The following is a 21432-nucleotide window of genomic DNA, read 5'->3' as shown; positions in this document are numbered from 1 at the left end:
CTTAATCTATCTCAGGGAGGCGAAACTGGCGGCCTGGCTGTCCTTGGCGGAAAGCGTGGGGTTGTCTGTCGGCCAGACTATGGCCAGCTCCGGGTCATTCCAGGCGATGGAGCGTTCAAACTCGGGATGCCAGTAGTCTGTGGTCTTGTACAGGAACTCGGCGTGCTCGCTCAGTGTGAGGAAGCCGTGGGCGAAGCCGGCGGGAATCCACATCTGGCGTTTGTTGGCGGCGGATAGTTCCATGCCCACCCACTGGCCGAAGGTGGCGGAGTCCGGACGGATGTCTACCGCTACGTCGAAAACGGCGCCCTCCACCACGCGCACCAATTTGCCCTGGGCATGCGGCGCCAATTGATAATGCAGGCCGCGCAGCACGCCTTTGCTGGAGCGGCTGTGATTGTCCTGCACAAAGTCTACGCTGTAGCCCAGCGCTTCTTCGAAGCGCTGTCGATGGTAACTTTCAAAGAAAAAGCCGCGGTCGTCGCCGAACACCCGGGGTTCCAGGATTTTGACATCGGCGATATCGGTATCAATGAGCTTCATTGCATGCTCTCAAGCGAGTGTGGAATTGTCTATCATGGCCAGCAGGTAGCGGCCATAGCCGGTCTTGGCCAAGGGCCGCGCCAGGATGGCCACTTGCTCGGCGTTTATCCAGCCCTGACGGAAGGCGATTTCCTCAGGGCAGGCGACTTTCTGGCCTTGCCGGTTTTCTATCGTGGCGATGAATTGTCCCGCTTCCAGCAGGGACTCGTGCGTGCCGGTATCCAGCCAGGCATATCCGCGGCCCATGGTTTGCACGGTCAGCGTCTGTTGCGCAAGGTAGGCATTGTTGACGTCGGTGATTTCCAGCTCGCCGCGGGCGGAAGGGCGGATGCCCTTGGCGATGTCCACGACTTGCGAGTCGTAGAAATAGAGGCCGGTGACGGCGTAGTTGGATTTGGGCGAGCTGGGCTTTTCTTCTATCGACAGGGCGGTGCCCTGGTCGTCGAACTCCACTACGCCGTAGCGTTCCGGGTCGCTGACGCGATAGGCGAAGACCGTGGCGCCGTCGGCGCGCGCGTTGGCGGCCTGCAGCAGATTGGAGAACTCGTGGCCGTAGAAGATATTGTCCCCCAGCACCAGCGCTGAAGGGCTGCCGTCCAGGAAGCTTTCGCCTATTAGAAAGGCCTGAGCGAGCCCATCCGGGCTGGGTTGCACCGCGTATTGCAGTTGGATGCCCCATTGGCTGCCGTCCCCCAGTAGTTGCTGGAAGCGCGGGGTGTCCTGCGGGGTGGAGATAATCAGAATGTCCTGGATGCCCGCCAGCATCAGCGTGCAGAGCGGGTAATAGATCATCGGCTTGTCATAGATGGGCAGCAATTGCTTGCTGACGGCTATCGTCGCCGGATACAGCCGGGTGCCGGATCCCCCGGCCAGAATGATGCCTTTGCGCTTCATTGTCCTGTCTCCTTGCGGCTGGCGGATGGCGTGCCGCCGGCCTGGTTTGCCGCCGGCAATTGCGACAGCGCTTTGTCCACTTCAGCTTGCCAACTGGGAAGGGCAACGCCGAAGGCTTGCCGCAGCTTGTCGCAGCACAGCCTGGAATTGGCGGGGCGCTTGGCCGGCAGAGGGTAGGCGCTGCTCGGAATGCCGAGGATGGCGTCCGGGGCCAGGCTCAGAGCATAGCCCTGCGCCGCCGCGCGTCGCAGCAGGTAGACGGCGTAGCCATGCCAGCTGGTTTCGCCAAGCGGCGCCAGATGGTAGGTACCATAGGGGAAATCGGCGGCGCCGCCGTCCAGATAGCGTTGCAGCAATTGCGCGGTGACGTCGGCGATGAGCGAGGCGGAGGCGGGGGCGCCTATCTGATCGTTTACCACGCTGAGAGTGTTCCGCTCCTGGCCAAGACGTAGAATGGTTTTCAGGAAATTGGCGCCATGGATGCCGAAAACCCAGCTGGTGCGCAGAATCAGGTGGCGGCAGGCGCTCTCGCGTATGGCTTCTTCGCCTGCCAGTTTGCTGCGGCCGTACACCGATTGCGGTGCGGTCGGGTCTTGCTCCGTCCAGGCGCGCTCGCCTTCTCCATTGAATACGTAGTCGGTCGAGTAGTGCACCAGCAGCGCCGAGTGCGCGGCAGCCCAGTCCGCCAGGATGGCCGGGGCGTCGGCGTTGACCGCGAAGGCGGCGGCCTCGTCCTGCTCCGCGCGGTCCACCGCGGTGTAAGCCGCCGGATTGACGATGATGTCGGGACGGATGCGCTCCAGCGCCTGCGTGATGCCCTGGGGATCGCCGGATAGATCGAGTTCCGCGCGCGTGGTGGGGAATAACTCGCCCAGCCCAGCCAGGCTGCGCAGCAATTCATGGCCGACTTGGCCGCTGATTCCGGTAATGAGTATGCGGGACATGGTTCAGCCGTATTGTTTGTTGAGCCAGTCGCGATAGCTGCCGTCGCTGACGTGGGCTATCCATTTCGAGTTGGACAAATACCATTCGACGGTCTTGCGGATGCCGCTATCGAACGTCTCCGCGGGCCTCCAGCCCAGTTCGCGCTCCAACTTGCGCGCGTCTATGGCGTAGCGCCTGTCGTGGCCGGGACGGTCATCGACGAAACGGATCTGTTCCTGATAGGCCTTGCCATCATCGCGGGGGCGCAACTCGTCGAGAATGGCGCAGATGGTGCGCACCACGTCCAAATTGGCTTTTTCGTTCCACCCGCCGACATTATAGGTTTCGCCCGGCCGGCCAGCGTCCAGCACGCGGCGAATGGCGCTGCAATGGTCTTTCACATATAGCCAATCCCGAACCTGCTGGCCGTCGCCGTAAATGGGCAGAGGCCTGCCCGCCAGCGCGTTAAGGATAACCAGCGGGATCAGCTTTTCCGGGAAATGGTAGGGGCCGTAGTTGTTGCTGCAATTGGTGGTCAGCACCGGCAAGCCATAAGTATGGTGCCAGGCGCGGACCAGATGGTCGGACGCGGCCTTGGAGGCGGAGTAGGGGCTGTTCGGCTCGTAGCGGTTGGTTTCCGCGAACGGCGGATCTTCAGCGCTCAGGCTGCCATAGACTTCATCTGTGGAAACGTGCAGGAAACGGAATGCCTCGCGCTCGCCGCCTTCCAGGCCGTTCCAATATTCGCGGGCGCATTCCAGCAGATTGAAGGTGCCGACGATATTGGTATGGATGAAATCGCCGGGGCCGTGAATGGAGCGGTCTACATGGCTTTCCGCCGCGAAATTGACGATGGCTCTGGGACGATGCTCCCGCAGCAGAGCGGAAATCCGCTCGCTATCGCCTATATCGCCATGGACGAATACATGGCGGGCGTCCTGGCGCAGCGATTGCAAGGTTTCCAGATTGCCGGCGTAAGTCAGCGCGTCCAGATTGACGATGGTTTCATTCTGGCTGGCTAGCCAATCGAGAACGAAGTTGCCGCCGATGAAGCCGGCTCCGCCTGTTACGAGAATTGTCATTGCAGCATCCTGTTATGATCGGGTTGCATTTTGTTATGGGCTCGGCTGCCGGCGCGAGCGCCGTAAACCGTCATTTTATCAAGTTCTAAATGCCGGCGGATGCCGGCGCAATCCGAGGGGCGGCAAGCGCGCCGCAATCGGACTGCCCATGCATATTAAGGAGGCGATGGTGATGCGACTGGATCATTTGATCGAGACGCTGGACGGGCTGCTTGAGCCCTGGCGTTACAAGGATTATGCGCCGAACGGGCTGCAGGTGGAGGGGCGAGGCGAGGTGCGCAAGATCGTGACCGGCGTGACCGCCTCGCAGGCCTTGATAGACGCGGCGATTGAGCGCGGCGCGGACGCGGTGCTGGTGCACCACGGTTATTTCTGGAAGGGTGAAGACCCGAGCATACGCGGCATGAAACGCCGGCGAGTCGGGAGTTTGCTGCGGAACGATATCAGCCTTTTGGCATATCATTTGCCATTGGACGGACATTTGATCTTGGGCAATAACGCGAGCCTGGGACGAGTGTTAGGCTTGGAGCCCCGGGGGCAGACGGGGGACCAGGGCCTGCTGTGGCATGGCGAATGGGCGGCCGCGGGCGATGCAAGCCGGCTGAGTCAGCATGTTTCGTCTATGCTGGGCAGAAGCGCAGTGTTATTGGGCCGACAGGACAAGCCGGTGCGGCGGGTCGCCTGGTGCACAGGTGGCGCGCAGGGATTTTTCGAGGCGGCGATCACGCTGGGCGTGGATGCCTTCATCACCGGAGAGGCATCGGAACAGAATTTTCACATGGCGATGGAAAGCGATGTCGCATTCATTGCGGCTGGACATCATGCCACGGAGCGCTATGGCATCCAGGCGCTGGGCGGGCATTTAATGCAATCCATGGGCATAGAAGTGGAATTTATTGATATAAACAATCCGATTTAGGCTTTGGAGTGTCCAAAACAGCAGTTTATTTGCATAGATGCTTCAAGTCCCTACTAGTAATCGGGTAAAATTAGACGGTTTAGGGCTCGATTTCCACGATTGAGGATGATTGTATGAGTGAACAACAAGTCGATACTGGGCGTCGGCGCTTTCTGACGGTGGCATCCAGCGCTGTTGGAGGGGTTGCGGTAGTCGGCGCGGCCACGCCTTTCTTCATGAGCTTTTTCCCGTCAGAGCGGGCGAAAGCCGCGGGGGCGCCGGTCGAGGTCGACATCGGCAAGATAGAACTGGGACAGAAGATCAACGTTGAATGGCGCGGCAAGCCGGTGTGGATTCTCAACCGCACGCCGGAACAGCTCAAGAATCTGCCGAAGAACGACCCCAAGCTGGTAGACCCCACGTCCGACGCCGAGCAGCAGCCGTCTTATTGCAAGAACGAACATCGTTCGATTAAGCCCGAGTATCTGGTTGCGGTCGGCATCTGCACTCACTTGGGCTGTTCGCCGACTTTCCGCCCCGATCTGGCGCCGGCCGATCTGGGGCCGGAATGGCTGGGCGGTTTCTACTGCCCCTGCCACGGTTCCAAGTTCGACCTGGCCGCCCGCGTGTTCAAGGGCGTGCCGGCTCCGAAGAACCTGGAAATTCCCCCGCACAAGTATCTGTCCGACACCCGTCTGCTGATCGGCGACGACAAATAAGCTGAGGGCGAAAAATGAGCAAAGCGCAAAAGCTGCTGAACTGGGTGGATGATCGGTTTCCGCTGACCGCCCTGTGGGAAAGCCAATGGGGCAAGTACGTCGCTCCCAAGAACTTCAACTTCTGGTACTTCTTCGGCTCGCTGGCCATGCTGGTGCTGGTGCTGCAGATCGTCACCGGCATCTTCCTGACCATGAACTACAAGCCGGACGCCTCGCTGAACGCCGCCGGCGTGCCTGTGGCCTTCGCCTCGGTCGAATACATCATGCGCGACGTGGCGGGCGGCTGGATTATCCGCTACATGCACTCCACCGGCGCCTCGATGTTCTTCGTCGTAGTGTATCTGCACATGTTCCGCGGCCTGATCTACGGCTCGTACAAGCAGCCGCGCGAGTTGGTGTGGGTGTTCGGCACGCTGATCTTCCTGTGCTTGATGGCCGAGGCCTTCATGGGCTACTTGCTGCCATGGGGCCAGATGTCGTTTTGGGGCGCGCAGGTGATCGTCAACCTGTTCGGCTCCATTCCGGTGATCGGCCCGGATCTGTCGGTGTGGATACGCGGCGACTACGTAGTGTCCGACGCCACGCTGAACCGCTTCTTCGCGCTGCATGTGATCGCGGTGCCGCTGGTGCTGCTGGCGCTGGTGGTAGCCCACCTGATGGCGCTGCACGAGGTCGGCTCCAACAACCCGGACGGCGTGGAGATCAAGCAGCAGCCCAAGGACCCGGCAACGGGACTGTACCTGGACGGCATCAATTCCCACCCGTACTACACGGTCAAGGACATCCTGGGCGTCGTGGTGTTCATGGTGGTGTTCTCGGCCATCGTGTTCTTCCTGCCGGAAATGGGCGGCTACTTCCTGGAGCACCCCAACTTCGACCAGGCGGACCCGCTGAAGACGCCGCCGCACATCGCGCCGGTATGGTACTTCACCCCGTTCTACGCCATCCTGCGCGCCGTGCCGTCATTTGCCGGCACCCAGGTGTGGGGCGTGCTGGCGATGGGCGCGGCCGTGGTGCTGATCGCTTTCCTGCCGTGGCTGGATCGCTCGCCGATCAAGTCCATCCGTTACCGCGGACCGAAGTTCAAGATCGCGCTGACGCTGTTCATCGCCTCCTTCATCGGCCTGGGCATCCTGGGGGCGCTGCCGCCGACCGGGCTGCGCACCGCGCTGTCGCAGATTTTCTCGGTGGTCTACTTCGCCTTCTTCCTGGGCATGCCGTTCTTCACCAAGAACGACGTGGGCAGCGTCCCGGTGCCGGATCGCGTGACCGACACCAACGCCAAGCGCCAGATCCAGTTCCTGGTGATGGTGGCTCTGACCGTGTTCCTGGCCGCGCTGTTCGCCATGAACGTGTAAGCAAGGGGATAAGGAAAATGAAAAACAAGATGCGCAAGCTGATCGCCGCGATAGCCTTGTCGCTGCCGTTCTCCGTCGCGCTGGCCAATGAAGGCGGCCCCAAGCTGGAGAAGGCGCCGATAGACATCCAGGACACGGAAAGCCTGCAGCGCGGCGCGCAGATCTTCGTCAACTACTGCCTGTCCTGCCACTCGGCCAGCATGATGCGCTATAACCGTCTGGAAGACATCGGCCTGTCCGAGGAGCAGATCAAGGCGAATCTGCTGCCGGAGGGCGCCAAGATTGGCGATCAGATGAATGTGGCGATGGACAAGAAGGACGCCAAGGCCTGGTTCGGCGCCACGCCGCCGGACTTGTCGCTGATCGCCCGCTCGCGCGGCGCCGACTACCTGTACGGCTATCTGCGCGGCTTCTACCGCGACCCGTCGCGTCCCACCGGCTGGAACAATCTGGTGTTCGACAAAGTGGGCATGCCGCACATCTTCTGGGAATGGCAGGGCGAGCAGGCGCTGAAGACCGAGAAGGACGCGGAGGGCCACGAGGAGCACAAGCTGGAGCTGATCAAGGCCGGCAGCCTGACCAAGCTGGAAAACGGCAAGGCCAATACCGTCGAGTTTGACCGCCGGATGGCCGACCTGACCAACTTCCTGGTGTATATGGGCGAACCGGCGGCGGTGAAGCGCCAGCAAATCGGCTATGTGGTGCTGATGTTCCTCGGCTTGCTGCTGTTCCCGCTGGTGTATCTGCTGAAGAAGGAATACTGGCGCGACGTGCATTGACGCATGCCGGTTACAGACGAAAAGGCGGAAGCGATTCCGCCTTTTTTATTTTATAAATCATGATGTTGTGTTGAATTGCTGGAAATTGCTGCGCTGAAAGTGCTAAAATGCTCTGCTACGCCAATTTACTGTTAGTCAAGGATTTTCTCCACCATGATGACCCTCTACTCCGGAATCACCTGCCCCTTTAGCCAGCGCTGCCGCATCGTGCTCTTTGAGAAGGGAATGGATTTCGAAATCATTGATGTGGACATCCATAACAAGCCGGAAGATCTGGCCGTGATGAACCCGTACAACGAAGTGCCGGTTCTGGTGGAGCGCGACCTGATTCTGCATGAGTCCAACATCATCAACGAATACATCGATGAACGCTTCCCGCACCCGCAGCTGATGCCGGCCGATCCGGTGATGCGCGCGCGCGCCCGCCTGTTCCTGTACCGCTTCGAGAATGAACTGTTCATCCACGTCAAGACGCTGGAAGCCGGCGCCACAGGCAAGGAAGCCACCAAGGCGCGCGAAGCGATCCGCGACGGCCTGACCACCATCGCCCCGATTTTCGCCAAGCAGAAGTTCATGCTGGGCGATGATTTCTCGATGATAGACGTGGCCATCGCGCCGCTGATGTGGCGCCTCGAGCACTACAACATCGATCTGGGCAAGAACGCCGCCCCCATCCTGAAGTATGCCGAACGCATCTTCCAGCGCCAGTCCTTCATCGACTCGCTGACGCCGTCCGAAAAGGCGATGCGCAAGTAAGGAAACGCGATGAGCTCCAGCACCAAGCCCTATATGATCCGCGCCCTGCACCAGTGGTGCAGCGACAACGGCCATACGCCCTATCTCGTGGTGTGGGTCAATGAGCGCGCCGATGTGCCGCGCGAGTATGTGAAGAACAACGAGATCGTGCTCAACGTCGCCTATGGCGCGACCAAGAACTTGAAGATAGACAACGACTGGATCTCGTTCTCCGCCCGTTTCGGCGGCGTGTCGCGCGACATCTGGGTGCCGGTGGGCAATGTGATGTCCATCTTCGCGCGCGAGACTGGCGAGGGCATGGGCTTCGAGGTGGAGCCGCCGGTGGAAGCCGAGGCGCAGAAGCCGGAACCGGAAACGGACAAGCCGGATGGCGACGATCCGGGGCCGCACCGGCCTGCTGGTCGTCCCAGTCTGCGCATCGTCAAATAGCTTGGCGCATTATCGAAACCGGCCTTTGGGCCGGTTTTTTATTGTCAGTCGTTCGCAAAAAAAAAACGGGGCCGAAGCCCCGCCAAGTCCCTTACACAACAATCTTTCAGACCGGTTTATTCCACGCGTTCGCCGTGCAGCACCAGGTCCAGACCCTCGCGCTCCTCGTCTTCGGCCACGCGCAGGCCCAGCACGATATCCACCAGCTTCAGCAGCACGAAGGTCACTATTGCGCAATAGGCCGCGGTCACGCCCACGCCCAGCGCCTGGGTGGCCAGGCTGCCGTCGGCGCCGCCGATATCCTTCACTGCGAACACGCCGGTCAGCAGCGCGCCCAGAATCCCGCCCACGCCGTGCACGCCGAAGGCGTCCAGCGAGTCGTCGTAACCCATCATGTGTTTCAGGCCGGTGGCGCCCCAGAAGCACACCACGCCGGCAGCCAAGCCGATGATCAGCGCGCCCTTGACGTCGACGAAGCCTGCGGCCGGGGTGATGGCGACCAGGCCGGCTACGGCGCCGGAGGCGATGCCCAGCACGGAGGGTTTCTTTTTGGTGATCCACTCGGCGAACATCCAGGCCAGTGCGGCCATCGCGGTGGCGATTTGCGTGGTGACCATCGCCATGCCGGCGCGGCCGTCGGCGGCCCCTGCGGAGCCAGCGTTGAAGCCGAACCAGCCCACCCACAGCATGGAGGCGCCCACCAGAGTCAGCACCAGGTTGTGCGGCGGCATGGCATCCTTGCCGAAGCCAACCCGCTTGCCCAGCACCAAGGCGGTCACCAGGCCGGCCACGCCGGCGTTGATGTGCACGACGGTGCCGCCGGCGAAGTCCAGCACGCCCTTGTCGCCCATCCAGCCGCCGGGGGCCCAGACCCAGTGCGCCACCGGCACATAGACCAGCAGCGACCACAGCGCCATGAAAACCAGCATGGCGGAAAACTTCATCCGTTCGGCGAAGGCACCGGTGATCAGAGCCGGGGTGATGATGGCGAAGGTCATCTGAAAGGTCATGAACACCGATTCCGGAATCGTGCCGGCCAACGGATGCACCGCCAACTTGCCGGCGTCCTTCATGTACACCATGCCGTCCAGCATGAAGCGCGACAGGTCGCCGATGTAGGGATTGCCCACGGTGAAGGCCAGGCTGTAGCCGATCACGGCCCACAACACGGTCACCAGCGCCGTGATGGCGAAGCTCTGCATCAGCGTGGCCAGCACGTTCTTCTTGCGCACCATGCCGCCGTAGAACAGCGCCAGGCCGGGAATGGTCATGAACAGCACCAGGGCGGTGGAGGTCAGCATCCAGGCGGTGTCGCCGGAGTTGATCACCTTGACGGCGGCCACGGCCGGGCCGGCCGGCGCGTCGGCCAGGGCCGGCAGGGAGAAGGCGGCGAGCGCGGAGGCCGCTGCAGCGAGTTGTTTTTTCATTATCGTTTCCCCAGTGTCTCGTGGCGTCAGACGGCGTCGGCGCCGGTTTCGCCGGTGCGGATGCGGATCACCTGCTCCAAGTCGTAGACGAAGATCTTGCCGTCGCCGATCTTGCCAGTGCGCGCGGACTTTTCGATCGCTTCGACCACCTGGTCCAGCAGCGCGTCGTCGATGGCGATTTCCAGCTTGACCTTGGGCAGGAAGTCGACGACGTATTCGGCGCCGCGATACAGCTCGGTGTGGCCTTTCTGACGGCCGAAGCCTTTGACTTCGGACACGGTCACGCCCTGGACGCCTATGGCGGACAAAGCTTCGCGGACTTCGTCAAGCTTGAACGGCTTGATGACTGCAGTGACGAGTTTCATGACGGCTCCTTCTCGGGCAAATGACAGATTTGGTTCTGCTGCGAACGGTAATGCAGGAATCGTGCCAGCTCTTGCGAAGGCGCGCTGCCGGGAATGGTGCGGTGCAATAGCAGCGGCTGAGCGCATTATGGCACTGTATTTGTGCACTGCGACAGAAATGATTGCACCGTTCTGGTGCATGTGGATGGCGCGGCCGCCGGGACAGGAAAGCGGGAGCGCCGCGGCGCTTTTTGCTACACTGCGCCTGATATCAAGACACTGCGGGAGCCGCGAGCATGTTGAGCCAGAAACTGTTTGAAGAAATCAGCGCCAAGATCAGCGAGACCATCGCCGCCAGCCCGGCCAAGGACATCGAAAAGAACGTCCGCGCCATGATGGCGTCCACCTTTTCCAAGATGGATCTGGTGACGCGCGAGGAGTTCGACGTGCAGCAAGCGGTGCTGGCGCGCACCCGCGAACAACTGGCCGCGCTGGAAGCGCGCCTGGCCAAGCTGGAAACGCAAGTGTTTCCCGAAGAGGCGGCGGCCACAGTCGAGGCGCAGTCCGAGCTCGGCCACTCCTGACGGCTGGGCGCGCCGAGGTAGATCGGCGGCGCGCGCGGGCCATTCCTCGCTGTATTCGGTTCATTCTTGACGCCGGCCGGCGCCGGCGTCCGACAAGGGGCGGGCCATGACGCTGGCCGTGTTGCATTGCAGGGCCTTGCAGGGCATGCAGGCGCCGGAAGTGGCGGTGGAGGTGCATCTCGCCAACGGTTTGCCGGCGTTCAATATCGTAGGGCTGCCCGAGGCGGAGGTGAGGGAAAGCCGGGAGCGTGTCCGCGCCGCCATCCTGACATCCGGTTTCGAGTTCCCGGCGCGCCGCATCACCGTCAACCTGGCGCCGGCGGATATCCCCAAGGATTCCGGCCGCTTCGATCTGCCCATCGCCATCGGCATTCTGCAGGCCACCGGACAGATCAAGTGCGACGGCATCGATCAATACGAGTTCGCCGGCGAGCTGGCGCTGGGCGGCGCGCTCCGGCCGGTGCGCGGCGCGCTGGCCATGGCCTGCCGCTGCCAGGCGGCGGGGAGGGCCTTCATCCTGCCGGCGGACAGCGCCGCGGAGGCAGCCGTTGCCGAGGGCGCGAAGATCTACGGGGTGGCCAGCTTGCTGCAGGCCTGCGCCTTTCTGAACGGCTTGCAGCCGTTGGAGCCGCTGGCGCCGCCGGAGGGCGCCGTGGCGCCGAACTATCCCGACCTGGCCGATGTCAAAGGCCAGTCCGTCGCGCGCGGCGCGCTGGAAATCGCGGCCGCGGGCGGCCACAGCCTGCTGCTGATGGGACCGCCCGGCACCGGCAAGTCCATGCTGGCTTCGCGCTTGCCAGGCCTGCTGCCGCCGCTGTCTCCGCAAGAGGCGTTGGAGAGCGCGGCCGTGCAGTCTTTGGCTTCGCAAGGCTTCAGGGCGGAGTGTTGGCGCGCCAGGCCGTTTCGCGCGCCGCATCACACAGCCTCCGCCGTGGCCTTGGTCGGCGGCGGCAGCGATCCCCGGCCGGGGGAAATCAGCCTGGCGCATCATGGAGTGTTGTTTCTGGACGAGTTGCCGGAGTTCGATCGCAAAGTGCTGGAAGTGCTGCGCGAGCCATTGGAGAGCGGGGTGATCCATATTTCGCGGGCGGCGCGCCAGGCCAGTTTTCCGGCGCGTTTCCAACTGGTGGCGGCGATGAACCCCTGTCCCTGCGGCTATCATGGCCATCCCGGCGGCCGTTGTCGCTGCACTCCGGAGCAGGTGGCGCGATATCGCGGTAAAATTTCCGGACCTTTGCTGGACCGCATAGACCTGCAGGTGGAGGTGCCGGCCTTGACGGCGGAGGAGCTGCAAAGGGCGGCGGCGGGCGAGGGCAGCGCGGCGGTGAGGCAAAGAGTGGAGCGGGCGCGAGAGCGCCAATGGCTGCGCCAGGGATGTCTGAACGCCGTTTTGCAGGGCGAGGCGCTGGAGCGCCATTGCGGAAGCGACGCGGAGACCCTGGCCACGCTGGCCAAAGCGATGCAGCAGCTTGGCTTGTCGGCGCGCGCTTATCATCGGATACTGCGGGTTTCGCGCAGCATTGCCGATTTGCAGGGCGCGGAGCGGCTGGCGCGCAATCATGTTTTACAGGCGATTCAATTGCGGCGGCTGGCTTCGGCGGGCGGCTGACGGAATCCGATCAATCAATCCGAACGGCGTGTCGGCCGTTCGTTCGACAACAATAGCGGTAGTGGTGAATGGCTAATCGAGATCTGAAAAACTCCCCTCGTCCGTCGCGCGGACGCGGCAACTCGTCTTCCTCGTCGCGCAGCGGCGGCGGCGGCATGATGGCGGGCCTGATCATGGGTCTGATCATCGGCGTGGCGGTGGCGGTGGGATTGGCGATGTATCTCAACCGCTCCCCGGCCCCATTCCAAGCGAAGAACGAGCGCAAGGCGGAGACGTCCCAGCCGCCGACCGAATTGCTGGCGCCGGGCACGAAGATTGCCGCGGAACAGGCCGCGCCTCCTGCTTCGGCTCCGGCGCAGCCGCAGGCGCACGCCACGCTGGATTCCACTGAAAGCATTCCGCTGCCGCCGCCGGCCGCGCCGCAGGAGGTCAAGCCCAAGCCGGCGCCGCAGCCGCATGCCGCCGCGCCGGCCAAAAGCGGCAAGGATGATCAGCGCTTCGATTTCTACAAGATACTGCCGGGTCAAGTCGACGCGGTCACTTCGGATGCCAAGGCTGGCCGCTCGGGGGAACCTTCGGCCGCGGCGCCGGCCAAACGGGTTTATCTGCAGCTGGGTTCTTTCCAGAACCAGGATGAAGCCGATAATCTGAAAGCCAAGCTTGCCTTGCTGGGCGTGGAGGCCAAGATCCAGTCGGTCACTGTGCCCGACAAGGGGATGGTGCACCGGGTGCGCGTAGGTCCGCTGGAGCGTACGGAGGATGTGGACCGTTTGCGGGCGCAATTGAAGCAAAGCGGCATCGCAGCCAATGTGGTGAAAGCTGAGTAAACCAAGCAAACACGGGAAAACAAGATGAAGAAATGGTTGTTGTTGATGTTGCTGGCCGCCAGTGGCATGGCTAACGCGGCGATTGAGCTGGGCAAGGATTACACCATGCTGAGCACGCCTCAGCCGGTGGCGGATCCGAAAAAAGTGGAAGTGATCGAGTTCTTCTCCTATCACTGCATCCACTGCTACGACGATGATCCGGCCATGAACGCCTGGGCCAAGAAACTGCCGGCCGATGTTAGCTTCCGCAAGGAGCAGATCGTATGGCAGAAGTCGATGGAAGGTTTTGCTCGCATGTTCGCCACCTTCAAGGCGACCGGCACGTTCGACAAGCTGCATCGCCCGGCCTTTGACGCGCAGATCAAGCAGCGCGTGAATCTGTCCGATCCGCAGCAATTCACCACCTGGATCAAGCAGCAAAAGGGCGTGGACAGCGGCAAGCTGCTGCAGACCTACAACTCCTTCGGCATCAACGCCCAGGTGGCCCGCGCGGCGCAGATCACCCGCGACTACCAAATCCAGGGCACGCCGACCGTCATCGTCAACGGCAAGTACGTAGTGGTGACCAGCACGCCGGAACGCATGACCGAGGTGATGAACGAGCTGATCGCCAAGGCGCGCAGCGAGAAGAAGTAAACGGCGGCCACAGGCTTCCGGCAAGGGCGGCGCAAGCCGCCCTTTTGCATGGCGACGCGCTTCGTGAAATATTCATGTAAAAAAAGCTTGACGCGTACTGTGGTAGAAGATACTATGAGTTCTCTCTGACGCGGGGTGGAGCAGTCTGGTAGCTCGTCGGGCTCATAACCCGAAGGTCGTAGGTTCGAATCCTGCCCCCGCAACCAAATAAAGCAAGCACTTAGGCCAACTTTTCGAAGTTGGCCTTTTTGCTTTTCCGGACCGTGTAACCGCTGTGTAAGCGGATTCGATCCGTCTCGGTCGCTGTGAATCAACGCGGTCAGAAGGCGGTTCCTGCAGGATGCGATGCCAAGCATCCCCTTCCTCAAGCTACCTGTTGTTCTCTACTACCAGCCGAACAGTTTGCTGAACCAGTTCTCCACTCTGCTGGAGATCGTGGTCCAGGTTTCGCGCAAGATCGTCTTGGCGGCTTCTTTGATCGTATCCCACAGTCCACCTATGGATTCCCGCTGCATGGCAGGCGTCACGTACTCGGCGCGGGTCTCTCGTGTGACGCTCCACTTTTTTTCTTTGGGCAGCCTATGGATGATTTGCTCGATCAGGATCTGTAGGCCGTAGCCTTCCACGGCGGAAGTGATGAAGATCTGGGTCAATGGCACGTTGAACAGCTGGCTGACCTGGAACTGCTTGCGGCTGATGTTGGTTAGCTGCTGCGGGCCGGGCATGCTGCGGCTGAAATCCCATTCCCGGCAGGGCTCGATCTTGTCTACCTGATTCACCACGAACAGTAGCGGAATATCGTGCTCGATCAGATAGGGCAGGATCAGGCGCTGATAGCACTGCTCGTCCACGCTTAGGGCGCGATCATCCGCTTTGATCAGCCACAGCACCAGATCCAGCTCCGGCAGTATTTCTTGATATTGCTTGGCGTAAGTGGCTTCCTTGTCCTGGCGTTCACCGACGCCGGGTAGATCAATCAGCGAGATGCCTTTGCCGTTCTGGTAAGCCAAGGTGTATTCGGAAGCGCCGACGGTGCAAGGCGCGACGTCATCGACTTCGGCCACGTCCTGCCCGAACAGGGCATTGCACAGGCTGGACTTGCCGGCGCCGCTTTTGCCCATCAAGCCGACTGCGGCTTCGTAATTCACCAGCTCCTCGATGCGCTCGCGCAGTTTGTTCAGCTGTTCGTCGCTGAATGCATCTGCATGGGACTGGAAGGGCTGTTGCAGCCACTGCGCCAGTTCTTGCCGTGAGGCAGGGGGTGTCATGATGTTTTCTCCAAGAAATAGCACGCCCATCCTCGGTGCGCTGAGGATGGGTGTTATGCCGTCAATAAGGGGATCAGAAAGAATCGCAGTGCAGCTTGGGGCCATCTTCGGCTAGCGTTCAAACTGGCTGCGGGATAGGCTTTAGCCGGTCAGCTGCGTCTTATTGCAAGTCTTCTTCGCGAACGGCGAGATCACGCCGCGATCCCCCTTCTTGTAAAACCATTTCTGCGCCACGTTCCAGGGGATTTCCATATTGCGGCTGTCGTAAAACTTCATCTCGCGCATGAAGACCAAGTTGGCGGCAGCCTTCAGATTCGTGATCTGCTGCAGGCCTTCTTCGAATCCATCGGCATGGGTGCCATTAGCAATCCAGGTGGCGTGGTGGAAGGCGCAGCCGCCTTGCGACGCAGTCGTGCCGCCACTCTTCATCCGCTTAAAGTCGCGCTCGGCATCGGCATAGGCTTTTTCTTCCAGCTTGGATGGGTCTCGGGAATTGCCCGCGCAGAACGCGGCGCCACCTGCGCTGCCTTCTTTTAAACCGTTTAAGGCGCATTGGTAGGCTTCGCGATACTCGGCGGAGTTCTTGCCGCCGGCCGCGAAGGCGGAACCGCAGCTCAGCAAGCTGATCAGGGTGAATAGGGTCAATTTACGCATTGTGTTCTCCACGGGTAAGCGCACGATTCTCGGATCGTGCTGTTTGTAAAAGGGCTCAGGTATTGGCAGGGGATTTGCCTTGTTTGCATTGCTGTTCCCACTCCGCTAGCTGATCGTGGTTGATCAAGGCGAAGTCGCCATCAGGGGAGGATTTGCGGAATGCGGCGACCCAGGCTTCCTGGCAGGCGCTGAGCGTGTCGGATGACTGGGCAGTTTCTTTCGCGCGTTCGCGGTCATCGGCTGTGCTGTATTTCACTTCACTGCCGTTTTGATAGGTGGCATCGATGTCCAAGACGCCATTGTCTTTCCAGGTCTGATACGTGCCGTTCAGCGCACCGTTTGCCCATTCGGCGTGCAGGGTGGGTTTGCCGGTTTCTGCAGAGAATGACTCTTCAATGCCATCTTTGAGGCCATTTACCGACATGGCACGGTAAATGACACGCTTGCCATCGGGGGCGTAGCGGATAATTTCTCCCTGGTATTTCCCATTCTCAAATTGAGCGCGCCCTGTGAGATTGCCGGTGTTGGCGTCAAAGTTCTCTTCTGTGCCAACCAAAATGCCGTGCTCTCTGTTCACGCGGTAAATCAGCTTATGCGTTTGCGGACTGAAGACTTCCAGCTTCCCGTCGATTGCGCCTTTGGCAAAGGTGGCGTTGATCACCGGCTGATCACTGTTGTCAGGCGTGAAGGTCTTGACCTCTCCATCCAACAAGCCTTGGCTGAAATTCAACTGCATGACGAGATGGCTGGAGTTGGGCTGCTTGCAATCTGTTTTGCCATTCAACAGGCCATCTTCGATATGGGCATCGCAGAGGGGAGAGAGGTCTATGGCGGTGCCGAGGATATTATTTGCAGTGGCGAGCAAGTCACTCCGCCCTTGGAGCCTTGCCCAAATCTGGGCGAGGGGCACATTGCTCACCTTGCCGCTAAAGGGCTCGTTGGCGCCGCTTTTATAGATCTTGCCGTTGACGACTTCCGCATTGCGAAACTCCAGGACATGTCCGGAGCAGCCGGCTAGCGCGATAGCCAGCGCGCAACTGAGCAGGCGGATGCACGGGAGGGGTTTCATCACAGTTTTCCTTATTCGATGGAAGAGAGGGGCGAGCGATTCGGGATGACGAGGTATATCGCCCCTTTGCATTGAAATTCTACTCAAAAGGTTGAATTTCAACTCTTTGGGCACTTCATGTCAATGGGTTGGTTCACGACCATTAAGGTTGAAATGGAGCGTGCAATGTCAAACCTTGATGTGGAACAGTTGAACCAGCGGGTCGGGCAGGCCGTGGCCCGCCATCGCAAGGCGCTGGGGATGAACCAGGAAGACCTGGCGGAGAAGCTGGGCGTCGGCCTGGAGGCGATATCGCGCCTGGAGCGCGGTCGCATCAAGCCAACCTTGGTTCGGCTATTGGAGCTGGCTGAGGTATTGGGCTGCAGCGTGAATGATCTGCTGTCGGAAACCAGCGTCAATCCAGGTGATCAGGCGCGCTACCTAGAACAACTGCTGGCTCGTTTGAAGCAGGCGGATCGCCAGTTGGTGGTGGTCATGGTGGAACAACTGAGCGACCGCCTGGCGCAGCCTTGATGCTGGCGCTAGCGCAGGCAATGAAGCTGATCGCGATAGGCGGCAAACGCGGTTTGATCCGCGAAGCCGCTCATCGGGAAATACTCAGCATCATCGTCGGCATCGTCTAAATCCACGACCTTTACCTCGCAATCGGACCGCGAGGCATACACGCCTTCGACTTCCCCGCCTGAAATGACGACCAGAATCGCCGGCGGCGCAGACGGCACCGCACTGCTGTTGGGCTCCTGGCTATCCGTATCTCCCTCTTCCCAGTCGTAACTCGGCAAGGCGTCGATCTCATCGCCATCCGCGTCCAGCCGCACCCAGGTCGCGGCCGGATAATGCGCTTTAACCCAGCTGGCAATGCGCTGCAGATCGGGATGATCTGGAAACTGCTCGGCGGGATCGTTATCGGTTTCACCCAGGGCGATGAAGAAGCCGTGGCTGTACTCGGCGTACTCCAGCTCGACCCAGCCGCCGACATTGATCTGCAACCAGGCGTTGGTTTGCTGGCGAATGTGCGAGGTGGAGAGCACGGGGATAGACATGATCCAGTGTGCGTCAGTGGGTTGGTGGGGCATCGGCATCAATATTCCTCCGCCAGCATGAGGGTCAGTACCCGGCGCGTTTGCTGGGCATCCCAGGGGGCTTCGCTGCCAAATTCGCTGTCCAGCGCGTAGTAGTCGATCTTCCAGAACACGGTATCGCCGTCGATTTCCACTTGGCCAAAGTCGTGCTCCAGATACGGATCGTTACCGGCATGGAACACGCGGGAGGCCCGGATCGCGGCGAGGAAGCGGTCAGGCTCGGCCAGGGCGGCAAAGCCTGGCGTGCAGCACACTTGGCCTAAGCCGTGCGTGGCGAACGGCAATCCTACGCGCAACTGATCATTGAGTTCGGCGGTGCGCAGCTGATTCAACAGCCAGGCGCCGGTTTGCGGCAGCTTGTTGATGCTCAACAGCAACGTGGCCGGGTCTGTTTGATGGGGACCAGATAGCAGATCGGCTATCCATTGGCGGATGCCGGGGGCGTCTTGGGCGGGACAAACGCGGCCGTCCAGCGTTTCGATACGGTGGTGCATGGAGAGGTCTCCGAGTGACGGGCATAAAAAATCCCCTGCCTGGCCAAGCCAGAGCAGGGGAGCGAGGGAAAGGAATGGGTCAGTTCAGCAGCTGTAAGGCGTGTTTGAGGGCGTTCTCCTTCAGCTGCGCGCCTTGGCCAAACCAGGCGGAATCCAGCCGGTGATCTTGGCTGCGGGAGCGGCGGCGGTGATCCACGTATTCCGTCACCGCATTCAGCAGCCCCCAGGCGGTGCCATGGCTGCCGGGCAGCAGCGCGCCGCGTCCTTCCCCGGCATAGAGGGAAGTCACTTGCTGCATGGCGCGTGAAACCGGGTCATCCGGCGACGCCATCACCGGTTCGCGCAGCACATCGCTGAAATACTGTTTGGCCTCATCGGGCGAGATGGGACGGTTGGCCAATTGCTTGATATCGACAATGAAGCGATCCCAAGCCGACAAACCAATGCCCAGTGACTCCTTGACCAGCTTCGGATCAAAACGGGTGGAATGCGGCACTTTGACGCCGCCGCCCTCGCGGCCGACAACGAACTGCAGCGTGTTGTTGCAGACCACGCGCACCGAGGTGAACTGCGCGGTGGTGCACAGCGTGCCATCGCAGCTGGTGGCCAGCAGCAAGTAAGCGTTGACCTGATCCTGGCCTTTGACCTGCGTACCCTGTCCAGTACGCGCCAGCGCCCACAACTTGCGGCCGCCCTTGAGCACGCCAGCTGTTTCCAGTTCAAAGCCGCCGGCATGAACCAGATCGTTATAGAAATGCAGCACCTCCTGCGGCTGCACCACTTGATAGCGGCTGGAGACGACCGACAGCGGCGCCAGCGTATCCGAGCGATACAGCACCTTAGCATCGCTGTGAGCGCGGATATGGATGGCATCGGCAGCGGTGTTGAACAGCACCTCCGCTTCCTGAATCGACCAATCCAGTCCCGCCTCGCGCTGCCAGACCTCGACAGGCTGCCCAGCCGGCAGGCAGTTGCCCAAGCCATGCCAAGGGGTTTGGCCGACATAGGCCATGGTTTCCACTAAATGCGACATATCGAACTCCATGAGGGGAGGCTTCATCATTTCAAATGGATGAAGAGGGAGGATGAGAACGATTGGGACAAATCAAGCCCAGCTCAAGTCGATGATATGTAGTTGAAAAAATCTAGATTCGATTAGGAGCGCAGCATGAAAGCTATATTTGAGAAGACCATCAGCCGAGTAGCGCTGATTTTAAAAGGGAAAAGTGCTGAAGCGAAAAGGGCAGAGCGGAGAAAGTACCTGGCTTCGGTTTGTAGCGATGGCGTAACTATTTCATCGGAGGTGGAGGAACTGCTGGAGCAGCTTTTTGAGCAGATGAGCAGATAGGAAAAAAGCCCCATGTGCAGCAATGGGGCAGAAGTAGGGCCTAGATTTTTAGATCGGTAGTTTTAATGCTCAAGTGCGGTAAGGTTAATACCTGGTGGATTGCAGTGAGTTGGCGTAAATTTTGTTGGTAATGTAAGGTGATGCCAATACCTTAGTGTGTTTTTTTGCTTGAATTCGCAGATTTATCTCTTGGTCAGCTTTCCATCTTTTATATCATAAAGCCATTGGTTTTCATTTTTTGCTTTTTCCTCAATTTTATCTGCATGCATATTGCAGATGTTATCAAATTCACGCAGTAAAGATATCTGGCCTAGTTTCTCTAATCCAGAGCGAAACTTCCTATTTGCATTGGTATTTGTAAGAATGGAGCCAACTCTTCCAAAATCCACGCTGGGAACTGTCAGTTCTTGTTCATAATCCTCGGCAAACATGAAAGATTGACCTGTATTATACACGGCATCCAGAATTATCAGTTCTTCACTCGAAAGCAATGCACTTCTATCTCCACAATAATGAGCAATCATTCTTTCAAATGTTTCTTGATTAATCCCATCTAAAGGCTGCTCTAAGTCAATAAAAATTGAGAAATGGCGCTTTGATTTAATAATCTCAATGGCTCGTGAAAATTCTCGGCTACTCAATTCAAACTCATCGATAAATTTTTTCTTAATATCTTTAAAATCTACACCTTCCGCCCATTCTTGATAATTAGGAAGTTCATTTGCCAATCTGAAAATATCTTCACGCGAGAGATTATTTGTGAAAGAGCCTGTGCGATACTCAAGGTCTATGTAATCAATTGAGTAGCTGAACTCTCGCATCAATTCACAGAGTTCCAAATATCGCTTATAAAATCTTTCCAAATTTATGAGTGGGAAATCTTCAAGATGCTGATTCCCGTCTCGGTCAACGGCGTAACGGAATGTTTGACCTGTTGAATCCATAGCATTAATGTCGGAAAGATATTCGTCCATACGATAAAGCAGCTCGCGTAGCCTACCATCAGCGGCACTTCCGAGCTCTTTCAATTGATTCCAAAGTTTTGCAAGATCATGAGTGGCATCAACTCCACTGTAAAGAGAAGCCTTTCCTCTGATCTAGTCAGATACTTTTAATATTGTACCCACATCACGAATGCTATTCTTAATAAACAACTCAGCATGATGCCGCGCACAAAAACAAATAGGGTAAATCACTGCATCTACATGAGGGTATGAGCGGTAATCTTCCCAATCAGAGCCACGGCCTGCTTCAAGGGAAGACTGTGCCAGAATACGAACAGCGCGCTCAAACCCATCCATGTAAATTACATGGTTGTCCCCACCACTATTTTTGCCGACGCAAGCATTATATTTCCAATTGTTGCCATGCCCAAATGTTTTATTTTCCACTTCAAGCTCCGAGTGCGGTTTTATGATTCAAGTGTAACATGGTTAATGTTTAACGGCTTGTGTTTGCGCAAAACTATATTCAAATTTTCAGCAAAAACCTCAGTGAGCATATTTAACCTCAGCACTGCCCGATGCCAACTTTTTAGGCGGTTTGACACCTAGGATTATCAGGGTAACGTTCAAGCAGCCTGGCTTGGATTTATGGCCAGGGCAGGGCCGCTGCACTCGGAATGAATATTCATGACTGAAGCCAACCCATTGACTTCAATGGCTTATTCGCAAAATTCGATAAAAATCAAGGCCGTGCTGTCTGATAA

At 59.1% G+C, this 21432-nt stretch carries 26 protein-coding genes and 1 tRNA gene; 13 read left to right on the top strand and 14 right to left on the bottom strand.

What is annotated here, in order from left to right; all coding sequences use genetic code 11:
• Positions 1-6: 6 nt before the first annotated feature.
• From rfbC to rfbB, 4 genes are read right to left on the bottom strand one after another with little or no spacing between them, the layout of a single operon-like run.
• The gene (gene rfbC / locus C2I19_RS01110) at positions 7-543 is read right to left on the bottom strand and encodes a dTDP-4-dehydrorhamnose 3,5-epimerase (protein ID WP_103900886.1); all 537 of its coding nucleotides are present in this window, start codon (positions 541-543) and stop codon (positions 7-9) included.
• A gap of 9 nt (positions 544-552) precedes the next feature.
• Positions 553-1437, bottom strand: a complete 885-nt coding sequence (gene rfbA / locus C2I19_RS01105; RefSeq protein ID WP_103900885.1) for a glucose-1-phosphate thymidylyltransferase RfbA — start codon at positions 1435-1437, stop codon at positions 553-555.
• Positions 1434-2381 carry a dTDP-4-dehydrorhamnose reductase gene (rfbD, locus tag C2I19_RS01100; RefSeq protein ID WP_103900884.1) on the bottom strand — a complete coding sequence of 316 codons (948 nt, stop codon included), beginning with the start codon at positions 2379-2381 and terminating at the stop codon, positions 1434-1436. The genes rfbA and rfbD overlap by 4 nt, the downstream gene beginning before the upstream one ends.
• Positions 2382-2384: 3 nt before the next feature.
• Positions 2385-3443 (bottom strand): dTDP-glucose 4,6-dehydratase, encoded by a 1059-nt coding sequence (gene rfbB, locus C2I19_RS01095; protein WP_103900883.1) that lies wholly within the window; start codon positions 3441-3443, stop codon positions 2385-2387.
• 172 nt (positions 3444-3615) lie between these two features.
• Between rfbB and C2I19_RS01090 the strand changes: the two genes are divergently transcribed.
• From C2I19_RS01090 to C2I19_RS01065, 6 genes are all read left to right on the top strand, one after another.
• Positions 3616-4362 (top strand): Nif3-like dinuclear metal center hexameric protein, encoded by a 747-nt coding sequence (locus C2I19_RS01090; protein ID WP_103900894.1) that lies wholly within the window; start codon positions 3616-3618, stop codon positions 4360-4362.
• 113 nt (positions 4363-4475) lie between these two features.
• Positions 4476-5060, top strand: coding sequence for a ubiquinol-cytochrome c reductase iron-sulfur subunit (petA, locus tag C2I19_RS01085; RefSeq protein ID WP_103900882.1), 585 nt, complete (start codon positions 4476-4478; stop codon positions 5058-5060).
• 14 nt (positions 5061-5074) lie between these two features.
• Positions 5075-6418, top strand: a complete 1344-nt coding sequence (locus C2I19_RS01080; RefSeq protein WP_103900881.1) for a cytochrome b — start codon at positions 5075-5077, stop codon at positions 6416-6418.
• Positions 6419-6435: 17 nt separating this feature from the next.
• A complete protein-coding gene (locus C2I19_RS01075; RefSeq protein ID WP_103900880.1) occupies positions 6436-7197 on the top strand; it encodes a cytochrome c1 in 762 nt (253 codons plus the stop codon).
• A gap of 153 nt (positions 7198-7350) precedes the next feature.
• The gene (locus C2I19_RS01070; RefSeq protein ID WP_103900879.1) at positions 7351-7953 is read left to right on the top strand and encodes a glutathione S-transferase N-terminal domain-containing protein; all 603 of its coding nucleotides are present in this window, start codon (positions 7351-7353) and stop codon (positions 7951-7953) included.
• Between the two features lie 9 nt (positions 7954-7962).
• Entirely contained in the window at positions 7963-8382 is a 420-nt protein-coding gene (locus C2I19_RS01065) for a ClpXP protease specificity-enhancing factor (RefSeq protein WP_103900878.1), read from the top strand.
• Between the two features lie 116 nt (positions 8383-8498).
• Here the strand turns inward: C2I19_RS01065 and C2I19_RS01060 are convergent, their stop codons facing one another.
• Both C2I19_RS01060 and glnK read right to left on the bottom strand, forming a co-directional pair.
• Positions 8499-9809 (bottom strand): ammonium transporter, encoded by a 1311-nt coding sequence (locus tag C2I19_RS01060; RefSeq protein ID WP_103900877.1) that lies wholly within the window; start codon positions 9807-9809, stop codon positions 8499-8501.
• 26 nt (positions 9810-9835) lie between these two features.
• A complete protein-coding gene (gene glnK / locus C2I19_RS01055; protein ID WP_021478498.1) occupies positions 9836-10174 on the bottom strand; it encodes a P-II family nitrogen regulator in 339 nt (112 codons plus the stop codon).
• A gap of 275 nt (positions 10175-10449) precedes the next feature.
• On the opposite strand from glnK, the gene C2I19_RS01050 reads away from it, so the two are divergent.
• The 5 genes from C2I19_RS01050 to C2I19_RS01030 all read left to right on the top strand — a co-directional run bounded on the left by C2I19_RS01050 (position 10450) and on the right by C2I19_RS01030 (position 14015).
• Positions 10450-10737 carry an accessory factor UbiK family protein gene (locus C2I19_RS01050; protein WP_103900876.1) on the top strand — a complete coding sequence of 96 codons (288 nt, stop codon included), beginning with the start codon at positions 10450-10452 and terminating at the stop codon, positions 10735-10737.
• A gap of 106 nt (positions 10738-10843) precedes the next feature.
• Entirely contained in the window at positions 10844-12346 is a 1503-nt protein-coding gene (locus C2I19_RS01045; protein ID WP_103900875.1) for a YifB family Mg chelatase-like AAA ATPase, read from the top strand.
• Positions 12347-12414: 68 nt separating this feature from the next.
• Positions 12415-13173 (top strand): SPOR domain-containing protein, encoded by a 759-nt coding sequence (locus C2I19_RS01040; RefSeq protein ID WP_103900874.1) that lies wholly within the window; start codon positions 12415-12417, stop codon positions 13171-13173.
• Between the two features lie 24 nt (positions 13174-13197).
• Complete coding sequence (locus C2I19_RS01035) at positions 13198-13809, top strand: thiol:disulfide interchange protein DsbA/DsbL (RefSeq protein WP_103900873.1); 612 nt, start codon at positions 13198-13200, stop codon at positions 13807-13809.
• A gap of 129 nt (positions 13810-13938) precedes the next feature.
• Positions 13939-14015, top strand: a tRNA-Met gene (locus tag C2I19_RS01030).
• A gap of 180 nt (positions 14016-14195) precedes the next feature.
• Here C2I19_RS01030 and C2I19_RS01025 read toward each other — a convergent pair.
• From C2I19_RS01025 to C2I19_RS01015, 3 genes are all read right to left on the bottom strand, one after another.
• Positions 14196-15077 carry a GTPase family protein gene (locus C2I19_RS01025; RefSeq protein ID WP_158253603.1) on the bottom strand — a complete coding sequence of 294 codons (882 nt, stop codon included), beginning with the start codon at positions 15075-15077 and terminating at the stop codon, positions 14196-14198.
• Positions 15078-15218: 141 nt separating this feature from the next.
• Positions 15219-15755 carry a hypothetical protein gene (locus C2I19_RS01020; RefSeq protein WP_146056715.1) on the bottom strand — a complete coding sequence of 179 codons (537 nt, stop codon included), beginning with the start codon at positions 15753-15755 and terminating at the stop codon, positions 15219-15221.
• 31 nt (positions 15756-15786) lie between these two features.
• Positions 15787-16800 (bottom strand): toxin-antitoxin system YwqK family antitoxin, encoded by a 1014-nt coding sequence (locus tag C2I19_RS01015; protein ID WP_103900870.1) that lies wholly within the window; start codon positions 16798-16800, stop codon positions 15787-15789.
• 165 nt (positions 16801-16965) lie between these two features.
• Between C2I19_RS01015 and C2I19_RS01010 the strand changes: the two genes are divergently transcribed.
• Complete coding sequence (locus C2I19_RS01010; RefSeq protein WP_103900869.1) at positions 16966-17313, top strand: helix-turn-helix domain-containing protein; 348 nt, start codon at positions 16966-16968, stop codon at positions 17311-17313.
• Between the two features lie 8 nt (positions 17314-17321).
• Here C2I19_RS01010 and C2I19_RS01005 read toward each other — a convergent pair whose 3' ends face one another.
• The 3 genes from C2I19_RS01005 to C2I19_RS00995 form a co-directional block, all read right to left on the bottom strand.
• Positions 17322-17843, bottom strand: coding sequence for a DUF5983 family protein (locus tag C2I19_RS01005; protein WP_146056714.1), 522 nt, complete (start codon positions 17841-17843; stop codon positions 17322-17324).
• 38 nt (positions 17844-17881) lie between these two features.
• Positions 17882-18376 carry a DUF3768 domain-containing protein gene (locus C2I19_RS01000; RefSeq protein WP_103900867.1) on the bottom strand — a complete coding sequence of 165 codons (495 nt, stop codon included), beginning with the start codon at positions 18374-18376 and terminating at the stop codon, positions 17882-17884.
• A gap of 79 nt (positions 18377-18455) precedes the next feature.
• On the bottom strand, positions 18456-19409 hold the full coding sequence (locus tag C2I19_RS00995; RefSeq protein WP_103900893.1) for a DUF932 domain-containing protein: 954 nt from the start codon (positions 19407-19409) through the stop codon (positions 18456-18458).
• 135 nt (positions 19410-19544) lie between these two features.
• Here C2I19_RS00995 and C2I19_RS00990 point away from each other — a divergent pair, with 135 nt between their 5' ends.
• Positions 19545-19724 carry a hypothetical protein gene (locus tag C2I19_RS00990; protein WP_103900866.1) on the top strand — a complete coding sequence of 60 codons (180 nt, stop codon included), beginning with the start codon at positions 19545-19547 and terminating at the stop codon, positions 19722-19724.
• A 182-nt stretch (positions 19725-19906) separates the two neighbouring features.
• Here C2I19_RS00990 and C2I19_RS21655 read toward each other — a convergent pair whose 3' ends face one another.
• Both C2I19_RS21655 and C2I19_RS21650 read right to left on the bottom strand, forming a co-directional pair.
• A complete protein-coding gene (locus C2I19_RS21655; RefSeq protein ID WP_146056713.1) occupies positions 19907-20752 on the bottom strand; it encodes a hypothetical protein in 846 nt (281 codons plus the stop codon).
• Positions 20753-20821: 69 nt separating this feature from the next.
• On the bottom strand, positions 20822-21115 hold the full coding sequence (locus C2I19_RS21650) for a hypothetical protein (RefSeq protein ID WP_146056712.1): 294 nt from the start codon (positions 21113-21115) through the stop codon (positions 20822-20824).
• Between the last annotated feature and the right edge of the window lie 317 nt (positions 21116-21432).

This window comes from Chromobacterium alticapitis, assembly GCF_002924365.1.
Classification (GTDB): Bacteria; Pseudomonadota; Gammaproteobacteria; order Burkholderiales; family Chromobacteriaceae; genus Chromobacterium; species Chromobacterium alticapitis.
Note: the sequence above shows the minus strand (reverse complement) of the source record. Positions and strands in the feature narration are given on the sequence as shown.